Origin of the sequence: Leucobacter manosquensis (genome assembly GCF_018304845.1) — a bacterium.
In the GTDB taxonomy this organism is placed as follows: domain Bacteria; phylum Actinomycetota; class Actinomycetes; order Actinomycetales; family Microbacteriaceae; genus Leucobacter; species Leucobacter alluvii.
Genome location: NZ_JAFEVO010000001.1, coordinates 2937498 through 2953625 on the forward strand (window position 1 = coordinate 2937498; position 16128 = coordinate 2953625).

Genomic DNA, 16128 nt, shown 5'->3' on the forward strand with positions numbered 1-16128 from the left:
CTCGCCACTCGTGTGACCGTTCACATCGTGGAACATGTTACGCCGCGTGTCAAGCCGTTGTCGGCTGATTACAGAATCGTTACCGTCGCATTGCGGGGGAGGTTGTGGATTCCCGCACGATCAATTCAGGGCTCAGCAGTTCGAACTCCGGATCGGGCTGCTGCTCAATGGATGCGAGCAGGTGCATCACGGCCCGGCGGCCGAGTTCCGCGAAGTCCACGCGCACCGTGGAGAGCGTCGGCCAGGTGTGCGCGGCGACGGGGATGTCGTCGAACCCGATCACGCAGACGTCGTCAGGCACCCGCACCCCGGCATCGCGGAATCCGTGCATCAGACCGATCGCCATCAGGTCGTTGGCGGCGAAGATCGCGGTGAAGTCGCGCCTCCCCGACAATTCGCGGCCCGCGAAGTACCCGAAGTCGGCGGTCCAGTCGCCCCGGATCGGCGGCAGCGTCGACAGATCGGCCTCGAACATCGCATCCAAGTACCCGTGCATGCGCGATTCTGCTTCGATCCAGTCCTGCGGGCCGGCGATGTGCAGGATGTCCTGATGCCCGAGCGCGACCAGATGCTGCACCGCCATGCTCGCCCCCAGCCGCTGGTCCGATGCGATGCTCTCGGCCGTGCCGCCCGCTCCCGTGTGCAACGAAGCGACCGGAACCCGCACTCCGAGCCCGCCGATGACGTTGAACACGCGCACCTGGGGGGCGAGTACGATGATGCCGGCCACTTGTTCGTGATCGAACTGACGCACCGCCTCGCCGATCGCCTCCGGCGAGGCGTCCGGAAGGTTGAGCGTGCTGATCGAGAAGCCGCGCTCCCGAGCGACGCGCTCGATCGCGACGATCGCCGACGTGGTGCCGTACTCGCCGATCGTCGCGGAGAGGATGCCGAGGACATTGGGACGCGACGAGGCGAGCGCCCTCGCGGCCTGGTTCGGGCGGTAGTCGAGGGTCTGGATCGCCGAGAGCACCCGCTGACGCGTGTCGTCCCGGATGCTCGGGTGATCGTTGAGCACCCGAGAGACGGTCTGATAGGAGACGGCGGCGAGGCGCGCGACGTCGCGGATGCTTGCCGGTTTGGCCCTCGCCTCTCCGTCTCCGGACATCAGGGCCTCCGCGGTGAAACTCGAATGTGTACGTTCACATTAGTGTACGCGCGGGCCCGCCCGGGCACGCCCTCACAGCTGATGTGCGTCGAGAATCGTGTACGCGTACCCCTGCTCAGCCAGGAACCGCTGGCGGTTCTGCGCGAAATCCTGATCGACGGTGTCACGGGTGATCAACGTGTAGAACGACGCCGTGGCCCCGTTCGCCTTCGGGCGCAGCAGACGCCCCAAGCGTTGCGCCTCCTCCTGGCGGGAACCGAACGATCCCGAGATCTGAATCGCGACCGAGGCATCGGGGAGATCCACCGAGAAGTTCGCGACCTTCGACACGACGAGGATCTTCTCCTCCCCGTCACGGAAGGCCTGGAACAGGCGTGCTCGCTCGTCGACGGGAGTCTGCCCGGTGATCAGGGGTGCGCCGAGCGCCTCCGACATCGACTCGAGCTGATCGATGTACTGCCCGATCACGAGCACGCTCTCGCCGGGATGACGGTCGATGATGCGGCGCGCAACGGGCTGCTTGATGAGCGCGCTCGACGCGATGCGGTAGCGATCCTGATCCTCGGCCACCGCGTAGTCCATGCGCTCCGCCTCGCCGAAGTCGACGCGCACCTCGAAGCACTCCGCAGGCGCGATGAACCCCTGCGCCTCGATGTCCTTCCAGGCGGCGTCGTACCGCTTGGGGCCGATCAGGCTGAACACATCGCCCTCGCGGCCGTCCTCGCGCACGAGCGTCGCGGTGAGCCCGAGACGGCGGCGCGCTTGCAGATCCGCGGTGAGCTTGAAGACCGGCGCGGGCAGCAGATGCACCTCGTCGTAGACGATGACGCCCCAGTCCTCCGCGTCGAGCAGGGACAGATGCGCGTACTCGCCCTTTCTGCGGCTCGTGAGGATCTGGTACGTCGCGATGGTGACGGGCTTCACCTCTTTCACCTGCCCCGAGTACTCGCCGATCTCATCCTCGGTGAGCGTGGTGCGACGCAGCAGCTCGTCCCGCCACTGCCGCGCCGATACCGCATTCGTGACCAGGATCAGCGTCTTCGCGCCGACCGCCGCCATCGCCGCCGCGCCGACGATCGTCTTGCCCGCCCCACAGGGCAGCACCACGACGCCCGAACCCCCGCGCTGGAAGGCCTCGACCGCCTTCGCCTGGTAGTCGCGCAGCTGCCAGCCGTCCTCTGCCAGCGAGATGTCGTAGGGCTCACCGGGGCGGTACCCGGCGAGATCCTCCGCCGGCCACCCCCGGGCGACCAGCTGCTGCTTCAGCTCTCCGCGCGCCCACGCCTCCACCGGGAACGTGTGCTCGTCGATGCGGTTGCCGAGGAGCGGGGCGATCTTCTTGGCGCTCGCGACCTCGCGGAGCACCATCGGATCCTCCGAGCGGAGCACGAGTTGCGCGGGTGCCGCCTCCTCGGCGGCAGTCGCTGCAGAGTCGCCCGCGGGAGCCTCCGCGGCGTCGCCCGCGACCTTCGCGCGCTCGATGGTGAGTCGCCCATAGCGGCGCATCGTGTCGGCGATCTCGTTGGCGACACCGCTCGGCACCGGGAACTTGGCGTACTGGTTCAGCGTCTCGAGGATCTCGTCGGACGTGTGCCCGGCCGCCCGCGCATTCCACAGCCCGAGCCGGGTGACCCGGTAGGTGTGGATGTGCTCCGGGGCGCGCTCCAGCTCGGCGAAGACCGCGAGCGCGTGCCGCGCGTCTTCGGCATCGGGATGGGCGACTTCGAGGAGTACGGTGTGGTCGCTCTGCACGATGAGGGGGCCGAGAGTCATAACCAGCAAGTCTACCGCGCATCGCTGGACCGCCGGGGCGCCGGTTCAGGCCGGTTCGACGGCCGTGATCATGTTCACGGGCAGCGTGCGTTCGACACCCGCTGCTTGATCCGCGGCGCGCAGACGCCCGGCATTGACCGAGACCGGGAGCAACGTGAACGTGCGCACCTCTCCGCGCGCCTCCGCCGTCACGCGCACGGGGCTGCGGTCGCGAATCGCGAGCTCGAGTCGCCTGGTGAAGTCACCCGTGCCCGGCTCGGAGCGCGCAGCGGTGAAGACGCGCTCGACCAGTGCGTCGAACGGGGCCGTCGGTCCCTCGCCAGCTCCCGCCCGCCGGCTCGCGGTCGCTCCCGCCGCCTCGGACGCGGTCGCACCAGCCTGGAGGGCGCCGACTTCCGCGGGTTCCGCGGGTTCTGCATCTCGCAGTGCTGCCACCTGCGACGACGCGTGATACCGGGCATCGGCGAGCGCGGCGAGCACATGGTCAGCACTCAGGCGGGAGTACAGCACCGTGTCGGACGCGCGCGAGCGCTGCAGCTGGAGGTGCTGCAGCGCACGATCCACGGAGATCGTGGCGGCGACGTCCGCCCGCGCGAAGGAGAGGCGCGTGCGTCCCTCGTCACCCGCGTACTCGCCGACGACGATGCCGCCGACGCGCTCGCCCAACGAGTCGAGCAGGTACTCGAGGGGTTGAGGGATGCCCGTGAGCGAGATGCGGGTGAACGCCTCCCGTGCGGTGGCCGGCGAGAGGCCCCGCTCGTACGCCTCGGCGATCGACGCCTCGCTGATCCGCCGGGTCGAGGCGACGCCGATGTGCTCGGGGCGAGCGAGCGCTGCGAGCACCGCTTCATCCTTTGGCGGCAGCGGGCCGGGTACGACCACGCTCAGGTCGGGTTGCACGTAGACGCCCGTCGCCGTCTCTGGCATTGCGCGCGCAATCTCGGAGGTGACGACTTCTCCGACGAGGAGTGCGTCGGCAACCTCCGTGAAGCGCCCTTCGACCGTCAAGCCCAGGTATTCGGCTCCGCGCACGAAATCGTCCACCGCCGTGAGATCGGTCGCGGGTAACAGGGGGTACCGCGTCGGCACCCCTGCCGCGAGCGCACGCAGATCGATCTCTGCCTGGTCTGCTCGGTTCCATTCGGTGCGCAGCGTCGAGGGCATGCTGCAACCGGCGGCATGCGCGAGGGAGAGCCATCGTTCGACATGCGAGCTGTGCAACCATGCGCTCGAGGCGGCGGCGGTGATCAGCAGGTGGTCGTCGATGAGCGCGGTGACCAGCCCCGCCCGCATGAGCGCGGCGAGTGCGAGCGACACCTCGTCGGGTTCGACCCCGGTCGATTCCGCCAGCTGCTTGACCGTCGCGACGGCGATGCTCCCCGAGCGGTTCAACTTGCCGGGGCGGTCGCGCAGGGTGCGCAGACACTCCGCGGCCTGCCCGACGGCCGTGAGCGCCGAGGTGAACCAGGCGCTGGTGTCGACGTCGCTGCTGATATCGCCAGGAAAGGGGTCGGATGCGAGCGAGTCGATCACCACGTGCGCTGCGTCGAGCGCGTCGCTGAGTGCAGCGGCGACTTCGGGCAGACTGACGGCCGATCCGCCATCGCGACCGAGCAGGCCCATTCCGGACAGCTCGGAGACGAGTGCGGCATCGGCGCCAGTCGGATCGCGCACCGCTGCGAGGCTCGCGCGATCGAGCGGAGCCAGAGCTCGCGCGATCGACTCCGTCTTCAGGAGATCGGAGGCGAGCCCGATGGGATCGGTGATGCCCGCGGGTGCGTGCGGGCGCCGGCTGCGCACGAGCGCAGCGAGAGTGTCGCGGTCCATCTCCGCGAGAGCGGAGGCGAGCGCGAGTGTGCCGCTCATCAGCGCATCCGACCTAACGGCCGGAGAGCCTTCGGGTCTCTGTGCGGCGGCGGCGCTGAGTGAGGATCAGCAGGACGATCAGCAGGACGAAGCCGACAGGCAAGCCGATCATCGAGATGCCGTAGACGATCGGCCACAACCCCTCCGCAAGTGCGAAGCGATTGTTCAGGCCGACGATCAGGGTCGCGAAGAAAGAGAGGAGCGCCAGACCGATGATGGAAAGGGACGCGTAGGCGAGGATCCGCTCGAGGATCGACGGCGTGCTGGGTTCAGTGGACATCCGCTTCATTTTATCGGGTTCCGGCCTCCGCGCGAGGGCAAGATGGCCCGCTAGAATTGGCTGAATGCTCGGGAACCCGCGCTCGCGAACGGGCGTGAGCGGAACGCGGGGCATCTCGACGAGACGGAAAGGAACGAGGCATGCCGAACGGCAAGGTCAGGTTCTACGACGAAGACAAGGGCTTCGGTTTCATCCAGGGGGATGATGGCGCTCAGGTGTACCTGCACGCCTCGGTCGTGCCGGCGGATGCCGAGATCCAGGCGGGCACACGTCTGGAGTACAGCGTCGCCGACGGGCGACGCGGCCCCCAGGCGCTGTCGGTGCATGTCCTCGACACCCCGCGCCTCGCCAAGCGCAGCAGGAAGTCGGCCGACGAGATGGCGGTGATCATCGAAGATCTCGTGAAACTGCTCGATGGTCTCGGCGAACGCCTGAAGCACGGGCAGTACCCGGAGCGCGCACAGTCGCGGAAGGTCGCGACGATGCTGCGACGAGTGGCGGATGATTTCGATGTCTGAGACCGAATCGGAGCTCGGGCTCGCTCCCGATCCGGTGCTCCTCGACGCGCGTGACCAGGCGCGCGCTGCGCTCGCCGAGATCACCGACCCCGCGTCGATCGGCGACGACAACGGTCACGAGGTCGAAGAAGCGCACGTGCTCACGCTGTTCTTCGAGTGCCGACTGGCGGGCTACCCCGGATGGCGGTGGGCGGCGACCCTCGCGCGCACGAGCGAGGACGCGCCGGTGACGGTGCTCGAGGTCGAATTGCTGCCGGGGCCGGATTCGGTGATCGCTCCTGATTGGGTGCCCTGGTCGGAGCGTCTCGCGCAGTATCGCGAGGGGCACGCCAAGCAGGGGGACGATGGCGCCGCAGATGCGGAGAGCGACGAACTCGATGACGCCGGCGACGAGCTGGACGGCGACTTCGACGACGAGCTCGATGGCGCCGACATCGATGACGACGGTGAATTCGGCGCCGACGACGCGGAGTCGGATGTCGACGACGATTCCGACGACGACGATTCGGATGACGACGACGATTCTGACGACGACGATTCCGATGAGGACATCGACGACGATGCCGATGACACGGCACTGTTCGATGAGGACAGCGATGACGTCGACGACGATGATGATTCCGACGATGACGAAGACGAAGACGAAGACGAAGACGAAGACGACGACGATGACGATGATGAGGACGACGACGAGTAGTCGGCCTGAGTGAGCGACGCCCTCGACCCGATACGGGTCGAGGGCGTCGTGCGTTGCGTGCGTCGGTATGCGATCAGGTGGAGATCTTCCCAGAACTACGTAGTTCTCCCGGTTCCGCTCATCTTCCACACTCCCTAGAGTCACTGCCAGAGGGGGAGGAGATCGCGTCAACGCCGACTCGGACGCCCGTGGGAGCTGGGCGGAACGGGGAAGCTATGCGACGCAGCACACACAACGGCGAGCAACTCACAGACCGGGGCGTCCGCGGCCTTCCTCCGCACTGGCGCCCCGCACAAGAAGCGGGTTCGCGGCTGCGAATTCTGCACCGGCTCGGCCGGGGCGATCGTGGCCACCGCTTCCCGTCGGGCCCGGAGACTCCCCCTTGATCCGGGCCCTTCGGTCTGCGAGCGTCAGCTCAGGCGATCGAGCACGTAATCGATCGATGCGACGAGCGCGCGCACGTCATCCGGATCGATCGCGGTGAACGTCGCGATGCGCAGCTGGTTGCGCCCCAGCTTGCGGTACGGCTCGGTATCCACCACGCCATTGGCGCGGAGCGCGCTCGAGATCGCTGCGGCATCCACGGTGTCATCGAAGTCGATCGTGACGACGACCTGCGAGCGATGATCCGGATCGGAAACGAAGGGGGTCGCGACCGAGGTGCGGTCGGCCCACTCGTACAGCACCCCCGACGACTCGGCGGTGCGGGCGGCAGCCCACCCGAGACCGCCGTTGGCGTTGATCCAGCGCACTTGCTCGTCCATCATGCCGAGCGTCGCGAGCGCCGGGGTGTTGAGCGTCTGATTCTTCCGCGAGTTCTCGATGGCACCCGCGAGATTGAGGGTCTCCGGAATGTACCGGCCTGACGCCGTGACGCGCTCGATCCGCTCGATCGCGGCGGGGGAGACGAGGGCGAACCAGATTCCTCCATCCGAGGCGAAGTTCTTCTGCGGGGAGAAGTAGTAGACATCCACCTCGTTCGCATCGAAATCGATGCCGCCGGCGCCGCTGGTCGCATCGACCACCGTGAGGGCGCCGGGATCGCCCGCCACTCGCTGCACCGGGGCCATCACGCCCGTCGAGGTCTCGTTGTGCGGGTACGCGTACACGTCGATTCCCGTGACTGCCTCAGCGGTGGATCGCGAACCGGCATCCGCTGCTCGCACGTCGGGCTCCGCCAGGAACGGCGCAGAGCTCGCCGCCTTCGCGAACTTCGCCCCGAACTCGCCGAAGGTCAGGTGCTGGCTGCGGTGCTCGATGAGCGAGTGCACTGCCGAATCCCAGAACGTGGTCGCTCCGCCGTTCGCGAGCAGGATCTCGTACCCATCCGGCGCGCGGAACAGATCGGCGAGGCCAGAGCGGACGCTTCCCACGAGATCTTTCACGGGAGCCTGGCGGTGCGAGGTACCGAGAACTCCGGGCTGCAGCGAACCGAGGAAGGCGAGCTGCTCGTCGCGCACCTTGGACGGGCCGCACCCGAATCGTCCGTCGGCGGGCAGGAGCTCAGTGGGAATCGTGATGTCAGCCATGAGCGCAATTCTATCGAGCGCGTGCTTCGCGGCCCGCTCCGCCAGGTCAGGATGCCCTAAACTGGACGGTGGACCCGAAAGGACGGCGATGACGGACCTGATCGACACGACCGAGATGTATCTCCGCACGATTCTGGAGCTCGAAGAAGAAGGGATCGTCCCCCTGCGCGCGCGCATCTCCGAGCGGCTCGGTCATTCGGGTCCGACCGTCTCGCAGACCGTCGGGCGCATGGAGCGTGACGGCCTCGTCGTCGTCACGGACGATCGCCGTCTCGAACTGACGATCCCGGGTCGGAGCAAAGCCGTGCACGTGATGCGCAAGCATCGTCTCGCAGAGCGACTCCTCGCCGATGTCATCGGGCTCGAGTGGGCGTACGTCCACGAGGAGGCGTGCCGGTGGGAGCACGTGATGAGCGAGCAGGTCGAGCGGAAGCTGCTCGGCATCCTCGGCAATCCCACGGAGTCGCCGTACGGAAACCCGATCCCCGGGCTCGAAGAGCTGGGCGCCGTGCGCGCCGGGTCCTTCCAGACCGGAGTTACGGGGCTGACCGAGCTGCTCATCGATCCCGAGGTGGCCGTCGTCGCGCGCATCAAGCGACTGGCCGAACCCCTCCAGGTCGACCCGGAGCTGCTCGAGCAGCTGGCGGCAGCGGGCGTCCTGCCCGGGAACCGGGCGTCCTTCAGTCGCAGCGGGCACACCGTGCACGTCGAGGTCGAGGGTTCGAGCGAAGCGATCGACCTGCCGACCGAGGTCGCTGCGCACATCTTCGTCTCGATCTGACGACCCCTCATTCCATCGCCGCAGCAATGCGGTTCGGCCGGAATGCGGGCGCAATCTGATCTGCCCAGACCGGGCCGATCCACAAGGTACTGAGACCGAGGAGTCGACATTGACGTTGCTTACCCCTGAAGCCCACCTTCGAGCCGTCGCCGAGACCGTCCGCAGGCGCAGTTCTGCGGAGCCCGAGTTCTTGCAGGCGGTGCGCGAGGTGCTCGAGACGCTCGAGCCGGTACTCGCCGAGCACCCCGAGTACATCGAGGCGGGAATCCTGGAACGGCTCGTCGAGCCCGAACGTCAGCTCATCTTCCGGGTGCCCTGGACCGATGATGCGGGTCGGGTGCACGTCAACCGCGGGTATCGCGTGCAGTTCAACTCCGCGCTCGGCCCCTATAAAGGGGGACTGCGCTTCCACCCGAGCGTGAATCTCTCCGTCGTGAAGTTCCTGGGCTTCGAGCAGATCTTCAAGAACGCCCTCACGTCGCAGCGCATCGGCGGCGGCAAGGGAGGATCGGACTTCGACCCGAGCGACAAGAGCGATGCCGAGGTCATGCGCTTCTGCCAGAGCTTCATGACCGAGCTCGTGCACCACATCGGCGAGCACACCGACATTCCGGCGGGCGACATCGGCGTCGGCGGCCGCGAGATCGGCTACCTCTTCGGGCAGTACCGCCGCATCACGCAGCGCTACGAAGCCGGGGTGCTGACGGGCAAGGGTCTCGGGTGGGGCGGGGCCGAGGTGCGCACCGAGGCCACGGGCTACGGAGCGGTCTTCTTCGCCGAGGAGATGCTGCTGCGCGCTGGTGACGGGATCGAGGGTCGCCGCGCCGTCGTCTCGGGCTCGGGCAATGTCGCGACCTATGCGATCGAGAAGATTCAGCAGCTCGGCGGCACCGCGATCACGGCGTCCGATTCGAGTGGGTTCATCGTGGACGAGGCCGGCGTCGACGTCGATCTGCTGAAGCAGGTCAAAGAGGTCGAGCGGTCTCGCATCTCCGTCTACGCGGAACGCCGTCACGGCGCGCACTTCGTCGCGACCGGTTCGGTCTGGGACGTCAAGGGGGAGCTCGCATTCCCGTGCGCGACTCAGAACGAACTCGACGCCGAGCACGCGCGTTCGCTCATCGCCGGAGGGCTGCGCGCGGTCGCCGAGGGCGCGAACATGCCGGCCACACCGGAGGCCGTGGCCCTGTTCCGCGAAGCCGGCGTGCTCTTCGCGCCGGGCAAGGCGGCCAATGCGGGAGGGGTGGCGACGTCGGCGCTCGAGATGAGCCAGAACGCCGCGCGTTCGCGTTGGGATCGCGACAAGAGCGAGTCGCGTCTGCGCGACATCATGCGGGACGTTCACGCCTCCGCGTACGACGCATCGGTGCGGTACGGGCGCCCAGGCGACTACGTGCTCGGTGCGAACTCCGCCGCGTTCGAAACGGTGGCGCACGCCATGCTGGCGCAGGGTGTGATCTGAGCCGCGATCTCTCGGCGTCGAGCTATTGTGAGTCGCTCATTGGCCCCGACTGCCGCACGTTTCAGCGGTACTTGAAGGTTTCGTGACCTGAGCGTGACATATTCGTGATGTTCGGTTACCCTTAAACGGTCGCGGCCCGCACGGGCTGCACCTGACGCAGACACCAGTTGGCAACAGTAAGGCAGATATACACGTGACTCAGCACTCCAGCACGGACGTCGTGCTTCCGAGCGAGCTCGTCGGACGGACCCCGTCGCGAGCGAAGCGGATCGTACAGATGGCCGGCGCAGCAGCACTGAGCCTGGGCATGGTCGGCACCTTCTCGCTTCCGGCATATGCGACGAGCCCGGCACCCGAGGGGCTCCCCGACGGGTTCCTCGCCGCGCAGACGCTGCAGACGAACAATGCCGAGACCGTCGTAGCCGTGGGCGAGACGCCCGCCGGCAGCGACGAGGCAGCGACCGCCGACGAGGCAGCCGCAGCCAAGAAGGCCGTAGACGAGGCGAAGGCGAAGCAGGAAACAGCGGCTCGCGCTGCTGCCCAGAGCGCCGCGCCCGCCCCCGCGGGTGCCGCAGAAGCTTCGGCTCCGGACCCCTCCGCTCCCCAGGGCGGCGACGTTCCTGCCGGAAGCGGCGCGCAGGGCATCGTCGACGCAGCGCTCGCGCAGCTCGGTGTGAACCAGGACTGCACCGCGCTCGTGGAGAAGTCGCTGCGCGCTGTCGGTATCCCTGCTGGTGACCTCGGTACGCAGGTGCACGAGTACACCGCGCTCGGTGGAACGATCGTGGGAAGCGGCAACTACGCTCCCGGCGACATCCTCGTGTTCCCGGGCCAGCACGTCGGCGTCTACATCGGCAACGGCCAGGCCGTGCACGGCGGATGGGGTGGCACCACCCGCATCGGGCCGATCGCTCCTGGCGGCGAGTCGGGCCTGACGGTGGTTCGCTTCGGCTAAGACGATTCGTGTGTGCAAACGGGCGGGGTTTCGACCTCGCCCGTTTTGCGCGTTCGCGCCCGCCTAGCCGATCGCACCCCTTCCAATCTGCGAGCGGGGTCGATCTTCGTGCGTGTTGCATGGTCGACACGCACGAAGAGTGACCCTGCTCCCAGGTGGGGCGCGGGGCGCGGGGGAGTCTGAGGGCGTCCGTGCGCTAGAATCGCATGGGCCGCTTTCCGGCCCAGCGCCCCGGTAGCTCAGTGGATAGAGCACTTCTCTCCTAAAGAAGGTGTCGTAGGTTCGATTCCTATCCGGGGCACCCTCTCCTGGCTGCTCAGGGCGCCGGGCCGCCGCTCGTCGGTCAGCCGCCCACCGCGCAGCCGCCCGCTGGGTTCAGGCGCTCAGAGCAGCTCTGCTGCTTCCGCGTCGGTGAGCTCGATCTCCTGGCCGTTGTCGCCCAACCAGTAGTGGCTGCGCTGTCCCGGCTCCGGGTGCTTCCGCGCGATGAGCGTGAACGTCGACCCGTCGAGGGTTTTCACCGGCCCCGCCGCAGTGCGCTTTTTGCGGTTCTCGTCGACGAACATGCCGGCCACAAGGCCGAGTGCGATCCCGACCCCTAACCACAAGGCGAGGTTGTCGAGCGTGATTCCGAGTACGACGCCGAGGCTCACGCCGAGCGACATGCCGATCGCAAGACCGGTGTGCTCGTCTTGCGCTGCGGGTTTCGAGTGGTTCTCGTCCATGTGTGCCCTCCATTCGTGGTGCTCACGAATCTACGGCTGCGGCACCGAACGCACATCCCCCGGGAGGGGGAGATGCTCCGCTGCAGTGCGGAGCGCCAGCGCACGGGCGCATCGGAACGGGGGAGGTGCCGTGGCAGAAGTACAGCCCCTCCGCGCAGTGAAGCTCGAAGGGGCTGCGCACCGCGGAAGGCGTGGTTAGGTGGCAGTCCGCGAGGGCTTTCCGGCCCGCACGCGGAACCACAGGGCGAGCTCTTTCGCTGCGCGACCGGTGGTGAACTCGTCGGGTGCAGCGGCGATGTCGGCGAATGAGTCCCGAAATCCGGGAAGAGCCGAGGACGACTGGTTCTTCAACGGCTGGTATCCCATCGTCCAGTCGTCGAACTGCCGTTCGAGCGTGAACTCGTCGATGAGCACGCGCACGTTGGTGTGGCGCGCATCCCGCCGGATGCGTTCGGTGAGAGCGTCGACCGCTTCTGGGGGGCCCTCGAGGAACTGGATGAACTGATCGTTCCGGTAGAGCAGGATGCCGGTGATGCCGGCCGCCGCGTTGTGCGCCCGCGCTTCGAGCAGGAGCTGATCGAGGTCGGCCTGGTAGAAGCGGGAGACCGCCTCGCTCGAGTAGACGAGTGAGCGGAGTGCTCCATCGGGGAGCGGCACGCCGCCGGTGGTGGACTGAGGCTCAAGCAACGGTGATCGCCCCTTCTGGTGAGAGGTGCAGGGCTTCGAGGGCGAGCATGGCTTCTGTGAGCGAGGCGTATTCGCCCACGGGCTGGGAGTACATGTCGCAGACAACGTGTCGGGTCTCGGTCTCTACGTCGATGTAGCCGAGGAATTCTCCGCTCCGGCTTCCCACATAGAATCCGTGCTCCACCTCCGCCCAGATGATGTCGGCGTGTGCGGAACAGATGGTGCTCATGGATCTGAGCCTTTCCGCGACCGTCATGCGCGGCATCAAGCTGATGCCAGGACAGGCACGTCGTGTGCCAGGGTCGCCGGGACAGTGTATCCGAGGCGGTCGTGTTCTACTGGGGCGCGCGCGGTTTGTTTGGATCGGATTCCGCCGATTCATGCCCCGTGCTCTCGGCCTGCGTTCCGTCTGTCTCACGCGACGTCTCGTGGGCGATGAGCACTTCCGCCGCCAGGCGAGCCTGTGCTGCGGACGATGGATCCTCTCCGATCGCCGCAGTGCTCTGCGCCCCCTCTGCGAGGATGGAGAGCTGGGCGGCGAGCAGCTCCGAGCCGCCGGCGGTGCGTACGAGCTCGGTCATGTACTGCTGGAACGACGCCTTGTGATCTCGCACGATCGCAGCGACGTGCGATCGGGTGCCGCCGAGTTCGCCGAACGCGTTGATGAACGCGCATCCGCGGAATGCTGGATCGCGAAACCAGCCGTCGAGGTAGTCGAATACGGCGAGCAAGCGCCTCCGGGTGTCGTCCCCGGCCTGCGATACCTGCTCGGCGAGGCCGCGCTCCCACTGCGCGTGTCTGCGCGCGAGCACCTCGGTGATCACGGCGTCTTTCGATGGGAAGAGAGCATAGAGGCGACGAAGAGACACACCGGCGCTCGATCGAATCTCATCCATGCCGACGGCGGAGAAGCCCTTGCGGTAGTAGAGATCCTCCGCTGCTCCGGCAATGCGCTCACGCGCCTCTGCATCATCCATCCCACCAGTGTACTTGACAGAGAACGTACGTTCTCGTACAGTGAAACCAGCGCGAGAACGATCGTTCTCGTCGGGAAGAAGGAGCACATCATGGGTTACATCACCGTCGGCACCGAGAACAGCGCCCCCATCGATCTGTACTACGAAGACCACGGATCCGGTCAGCCCGTCGTGCTCATTCACGGCTACCCGCTGAACGGGCACAGCTGGGAGCGTCAGACTCGCGAGCTGCTCGCCTCGGGTTACCGTGTCATCACCTATGATCGCCGTGGCTTCGGCGGTTCCTCGAAGGTGCATGGGGGATACGACTACGACACGTTCGCCGCTGATCTCAACACCGTGCTCGAAACGCTCGATCTGCGCGACGTCGTGCTGGTCGGGTTCTCCATGGGAACCGGGGAGCTTGCGCGTTATGTCGGCACCTATGGTCATGAGCGGATCGCGAAGCTCGCCTTCCTCGCTTCGCTCGAGCCTTTCCTCGTGCAGGCCGACGACAACCCGGAGGGCGTCCCCCAGAGCGTCTTCGATGGGATCGCAGCAGCAGCGAAAGACGACCGGTACGCCTGGTACACGCAGTTCTTCTCAGACTTCTACAACCTGGATGACACGCTCGGCTCCCGCATCAGCCAGGAGGCCGTGACGGGCAGCTGGAATGTGGCCACCGGGAGCGCTCCGGTCGCGGCGTACGCCGTGGTGCCGAGCTGGATCGAGGACTTCCGCGGCGACGTCTCGGCCGTGCGAGAGAGCGGCAAGCCGACCCTGATTCTCCACGGCACCGCCGACAACATCCTGCCGATCGACGCGACCGCCCGGCGCTTCTCGAAGCTCGTGCCGGATGCCGACTACGTCGAGGTCGAGGGTGCACCGCACGGCCTGCTCTGGACGCATGCCGACGAGGTGAACGCGGCGCTCGCGAGCTTCCTCGCGAAGTAACTACGAGCGGCGCGAACGAAGTGCGATCATCCGCCGCTGAAGGGCGGATTGATCAGCAGGTCCGCGCGTTCGGTGAGAAACGAGCTGAGGGCCGGTGCACCCGAGAGGGGTGCGCCGGCCTTCCATCGCACGCGGATCTCTCCGGAGGCGTAACCGAGGAGTCCGTCACCCGACAGCGCCGAACGAGGCGCTGGCGCATCGGCGTCGAGTGGGATGGGCGTCGCGTCGAAGTTGACGGCCTCCCCGACGGCATACCCGCCGCGCAGCGCGGCGGCGGCGATCTCCCGCCGCTCCTCCCGGGAGACCGACTGGTAGCCAGGGCGCCCGCGCTCCGCGGCGCGTGTCGCCTGTCCGAGCCCGTAGAGCGAACCCGAGTCGGCGAGCAGCAACGATCCGATGCGCCAGATCTCGCCGATCGGACGCATCACTCCGGGTTTCATGCGCAAGAAGCCGCGGCGGGGTGGCACGTACTCCGCCAAGAACTCCCGCGGAACCCTCGATGCCGCGAGGCGTTGCGCGGTCGCGCTGCACGCGGCCCGCGCGCGCTCGACCGCGGCGACGAACTCGGGTGGCTCGGTTGTCGCTCGCGGCTCGGGTGACTCGGACACCCGCACAGTGTAACGCCGGCGCGATGCGCGATCCATCGGGCGCACCAGCAGCCGGACGATCCGTTCGACGAGGCTCTCCGATCCGTGCGAGAGCGGCGACATAGACTGTAGGAATGAGTCAGAACGCCGGTCAGCAATCGCTCGAAGTCGAGCGCAAGTACGATGTCGCGGCGGATCTCCTGCTGCCTCCCGATGCGGCATTCGAAGAGGCGGGGCTGCGTGCCGAGGCGCCGATCACGTACGAGCTCTCAGCGATCTATTTCGACACCAGCGATTCAGATCTCGCGAGGCGCGACCTCGCGCTTCGCGTGCGGCGCGGCGGGTCGGATGCGGGGTGGCACCTGAAGCAACGGGGTGAGGATGGTGTGCGGGAGCTCTTCTGGCCGCTGAGCGACGCCATGCCCGAGGGAGTGCGTTCGGAGCTGCGTGAGCGGATCGGCGGTGCAGCTGACGCGGTCTCGCCGATCGCTGAGCTCAGCACGGAGCGCACCGTCGTCGTGCTCAGCGACGCCGCCGGTGCAGAGCTCGTCGAGCTCGCGGATGATCGAGTCGAGGCGTTCGACCGTGTCGAGGGTGTCGCGCGCGCCTGGCGCGAGTGGGAGGCCGAACTTCTTCCCGGTGCCCCGGCCAGCGCTCTCGACGTCGTCGAACCTGTGCTGCTCGCCGCAGGGGCGGCGCCGTCGCTCAGTCTGGCGAAGATCGCGCGCGCAACGGGCCGCCTCGTCGACGCGGCGCGACGTTCGGGTGCTGGCGCGGATCGGATCGTCGCGCTCGAAGCACTCGACCGGGCGGATCGAGCCGCTGCTGATGCGCGCGCTGATTCCCGAACCGAAGGAGCTGCAGAATGAGGAACACCCCGGATCGAGGCGATCGTGACCGATCGCCATCCGAGCCGCCGTCGCCCGGCGCGCGGCGCAAACAGATCATCGTCGGGCTCGTCATGGGACTGATCATGGGCGTGGTGCTCGGCGCGCTGACGCAGTTCTGGCTCTGGCTTCCGGCCGGTCTCGCGATGGGGCTCGCGACGGGTGCCATCATGAAGCCGCCGGCTGACCGGTCCTGAGCAGGGAGCTGCTGCAAGCGTTTGCTGATTTCGCAGTGATATTGCCATCTCGATTGCGGAATCGAGCGCATTCGGTGAGAATTTGCCGGATCGCGTAGATTTACTTCACGAATGATGGTGTACACCTCAGCCGGAGTGTGCGAGGATCGAGACGGACATCGAGGAC

Annotated in this window: 18 protein-coding genes and 1 tRNA gene; 9 read left to right on the forward strand and 10 right to left on the reverse strand. The window is 67.2% G+C overall.

The window, feature by feature from the left end:
* Window positions 1-79 precede the first annotated feature (79 nt).
* The 4 genes from JSQ98_RS13640 to JSQ98_RS13655 all read right to left on the reverse strand — a co-directional run bounded on the left by JSQ98_RS13640 (window position 80) and on the right by JSQ98_RS13655 (window position 5027).
* Window positions 80-1108 carry a LacI family DNA-binding transcriptional regulator gene (locus JSQ98_RS13640; RefSeq protein ID WP_200329989.1) on the reverse strand — a complete coding sequence of 343 codons (1029 nt, stop codon included), beginning with the start codon at window positions 1106-1108 and terminating at the stop codon, window positions 80-82.
* Between the two features lie 72 nt (window positions 1109-1180).
* A complete protein-coding gene (locus tag JSQ98_RS13645; protein WP_211650158.1) occupies window positions 1181-2881 on the reverse strand; it encodes a DNA repair helicase XPB in 1701 nt (566 codons plus the stop codon).
* A 45-nt stretch (window positions 2882-2926) separates the two neighbouring features.
* Window positions 2927-4747, reverse strand: a complete 1821-nt coding sequence (locus JSQ98_RS13650) for a helicase-associated domain-containing protein (RefSeq protein WP_211650160.1) — start codon at window positions 4745-4747, stop codon at window positions 2927-2929.
* 13 nt (window positions 4748-4760) lie between these two features.
* Window positions 4761-5027, reverse strand: a complete 267-nt coding sequence (locus JSQ98_RS13655; RefSeq protein ID WP_090146874.1) for a hypothetical protein — start codon at window positions 5025-5027, stop codon at window positions 4761-4763.
* Window positions 5028-5167: 140 nt separating this feature from the next.
* Here JSQ98_RS13655 and JSQ98_RS13660 point away from each other — a divergent pair, with 140 nt between their 5' ends.
* Together JSQ98_RS13660 and JSQ98_RS13665 are read left to right on the forward strand one after the other, a co-directional pair.
* Window positions 5168-5545 carry a cold-shock protein gene (locus JSQ98_RS13660; RefSeq protein ID WP_090146876.1) on the forward strand — a complete coding sequence of 126 codons (378 nt, stop codon included), beginning with the start codon at window positions 5168-5170 and terminating at the stop codon, window positions 5543-5545.
* Window positions 5538-6242 carry a DUF3027 domain-containing protein gene (locus JSQ98_RS13665; protein WP_211650161.1) on the forward strand — a complete coding sequence of 235 codons (705 nt, stop codon included), beginning with the start codon at window positions 5538-5540 and terminating at the stop codon, window positions 6240-6242. The genes JSQ98_RS13660 and JSQ98_RS13665 overlap by 8 nt, the downstream gene beginning before the upstream one ends.
* Before the next feature lie 410 nt (window positions 6243-6652).
* Here JSQ98_RS13665 and serC read toward each other — a convergent pair whose 3' ends face one another.
* On the reverse strand, window positions 6653-7771 hold the full coding sequence (gene serC / locus JSQ98_RS13670; RefSeq protein WP_211650163.1) for a phosphoserine transaminase: 1119 nt from the start codon (window positions 7769-7771) through the stop codon (window positions 6653-6655).
* A gap of 88 nt (window positions 7772-7859) precedes the next feature.
* On the opposite strand from serC, the gene JSQ98_RS13675 reads away from it, so the two are divergent.
* The 4 genes from JSQ98_RS13675 (at window position 7860) to JSQ98_RS13690 (ending at window position 11270) form a co-directional block, all read left to right on the forward strand.
* Window positions 7860-8552, forward strand: coding sequence for an iron-dependent transcriptional repressor DtxR (locus JSQ98_RS13675; RefSeq protein ID WP_200329964.1), 693 nt, complete (start codon window positions 7860-7862; stop codon window positions 8550-8552).
* Between the two features lie 109 nt (window positions 8553-8661).
* Window positions 8662-10014, forward strand: a complete 1353-nt coding sequence (gene gdhA, locus JSQ98_RS13680; protein ID WP_211650165.1) for an NADP-specific glutamate dehydrogenase — start codon at window positions 8662-8664, stop codon at window positions 10012-10014.
* Between the two features lie 193 nt (window positions 10015-10207).
* Window positions 10208-10969 carry an NlpC/P60 family protein gene (locus tag JSQ98_RS13685; RefSeq protein WP_346728800.1) on the forward strand — a complete coding sequence of 254 codons (762 nt, stop codon included), beginning with the start codon at window positions 10208-10210 and terminating at the stop codon, window positions 10967-10969.
* A 228-nt stretch (window positions 10970-11197) separates the two neighbouring features.
* Window positions 11198-11270, forward strand: a tRNA-Arg gene (locus tag JSQ98_RS13690).
* Window positions 11271-11352: 82 nt separating this feature from the next.
* Here JSQ98_RS13690 and JSQ98_RS13695 read toward each other — a convergent pair.
* The 4 genes from JSQ98_RS13695 to JSQ98_RS13710 all read right to left on the reverse strand — a co-directional run bounded on the left by JSQ98_RS13695 (window position 11353) and on the right by JSQ98_RS13710 (window position 13358).
* Window positions 11353-11694, reverse strand: a complete 342-nt coding sequence (locus JSQ98_RS13695; RefSeq protein WP_200329960.1) for a glycine zipper domain-containing protein — start codon at window positions 11692-11694, stop codon at window positions 11353-11355.
* A 195-nt stretch (window positions 11695-11889) separates the two neighbouring features.
* A complete protein-coding gene (locus tag JSQ98_RS13700; RefSeq protein ID WP_249290840.1) occupies window positions 11890-12381 on the reverse strand; it encodes a BLUF domain-containing protein in 492 nt (163 codons plus the stop codon).
* Window positions 12374-12610, reverse strand: coding sequence for a hypothetical protein (locus tag JSQ98_RS13705; protein WP_211650167.1), 237 nt, complete (start codon window positions 12608-12610; stop codon window positions 12374-12376). The genes JSQ98_RS13700 and JSQ98_RS13705 overlap by 8 nt, the downstream gene beginning before the upstream one ends.
* 106 nt (window positions 12611-12716) lie before the next feature.
* Window positions 12717-13358: a TetR/AcrR family transcriptional regulator gene (locus JSQ98_RS13710; protein WP_211650170.1), complete on the reverse strand. Its 642-nt coding sequence runs from the start codon at window positions 13356-13358 to the stop codon at window positions 12717-12719.
* A gap of 90 nt (window positions 13359-13448) precedes the next feature.
* On the opposite strand from JSQ98_RS13710, the gene JSQ98_RS13715 reads away from it, so the two are divergent.
* Window positions 13449-14291, forward strand: coding sequence for an alpha/beta fold hydrolase (locus JSQ98_RS13715; protein WP_211650172.1), 843 nt, complete (start codon window positions 13449-13451; stop codon window positions 14289-14291).
* 26 nt (window positions 14292-14317) lie between these two features.
* Here the strand turns inward: JSQ98_RS13715 and JSQ98_RS13720 are convergent, their stop codons facing one another.
* Window positions 14318-14899: a hypothetical protein gene (locus JSQ98_RS13720; RefSeq protein ID WP_211650173.1), complete on the reverse strand. Its 582-nt coding sequence runs from the start codon at window positions 14897-14899 to the stop codon at window positions 14318-14320.
* Window positions 14900-15012: 113 nt separating this feature from the next.
* Between JSQ98_RS13720 and JSQ98_RS13725 the strand changes: the two genes are divergently transcribed.
* Window positions 15013-15747 (forward strand): CYTH domain-containing protein, encoded by a 735-nt coding sequence (locus tag JSQ98_RS13725; protein ID WP_090146897.1) that lies wholly within the window; start codon window positions 15013-15015, stop codon window positions 15745-15747.
* Entirely contained in the window at window positions 15744-15962 is a 219-nt protein-coding gene (locus JSQ98_RS13730; protein ID WP_200329950.1) for an HPP family protein, read from the forward strand. Before JSQ98_RS13725 ends, JSQ98_RS13730 begins: the two co-directional genes overlap by 4 nt.
* Window positions 15963-16128 lie beyond the last annotated feature (166 nt).

What these genes read in the sequence shown, in the direction of transcription:
- JSQ98_RS13650 (WP_211650160.1), bottom strand. Translation starts at nt 4,747, where the DNA reads ATGAGCGGCACACTCGCGCTCGCCTCCGCTCTCGCGGAGATGGACCGC.
- JSQ98_RS13725 (WP_090146897.1), top strand. Translation starts at nt 15,013, where the DNA reads ATGAGTCAGAACGCCGGTCAGCAATCGCTCGAAGTCGAGCGCAAGTAC.
- JSQ98_RS13660 (WP_090146876.1), top strand. Translation starts at nt 5,168, where the DNA reads ATGCCGAACGGCAAGGTCAGGTTCTACGACGAAGACAAGGGCTTCGGT.
- JSQ98_RS13695 (WP_200329960.1), bottom strand. Translation starts at nt 11,694, where the DNA reads ATGGACGAGAACCACTCGAAACCCGCAGCGCAAGACGAGCACACCGGT.
- JSQ98_RS13645 (WP_211650158.1), bottom strand. Translation starts at nt 2,881, where the DNA reads ATGACTCTCGGCCCCCTCATCGTGCAGAGCGACCACACCGTACTCCTC.
- JSQ98_RS13710 (WP_211650170.1), bottom strand. Translation starts at nt 13,358, where the DNA reads ATGGATGATGCAGAGGCGCGTGAGCGCATTGCCGGAGCAGCGGAGGAT.
- JSQ98_RS13640 (WP_200329989.1), bottom strand. Translation starts at nt 1,108, where the DNA reads ATGTCCGGAGACGGAGAGGCGAGGGCCAAACCGGCAAGCATCCGCGAC.
- JSQ98_RS13705 (WP_211650167.1), bottom strand. Translation starts at nt 12,610, where the DNA reads ATGAGCACCATCTGTTCCGCACACGCCGACATCATCTGGGCGGAGGTG.
- JSQ98_RS13665 (WP_211650161.1), top strand. Translation starts at nt 5,538, where the DNA reads ATGTCTGAGACCGAATCGGAGCTCGGGCTCGCTCCCGATCCGGTGCTC.
- serC (WP_211650163.1), bottom strand. Translation starts at nt 7,771, where the DNA reads ATGGCTGACATCACGATTCCCACTGAGCTCCTGCCCGCCGACGGACGA.
- JSQ98_RS13655 (WP_090146874.1), bottom strand. Translation starts at nt 5,027, where the DNA reads ATGTCCACTGAACCCAGCACGCCGTCGATCCTCGAGCGGATCCTCGCC.
- JSQ98_RS13675 (WP_200329964.1), top strand. Translation starts at nt 7,860, where the DNA reads ATGACGGACCTGATCGACACGACCGAGATGTATCTCCGCACGATTCTG.
- JSQ98_RS13730 (WP_200329950.1), top strand. Translation starts at nt 15,744, where the DNA reads ATGAGGAACACCCCGGATCGAGGCGATCGTGACCGATCGCCATCCGAG.
- JSQ98_RS13715 (WP_211650172.1), top strand. Translation starts at nt 13,449, where the DNA reads ATGGGTTACATCACCGTCGGCACCGAGAACAGCGCCCCCATCGATCTG.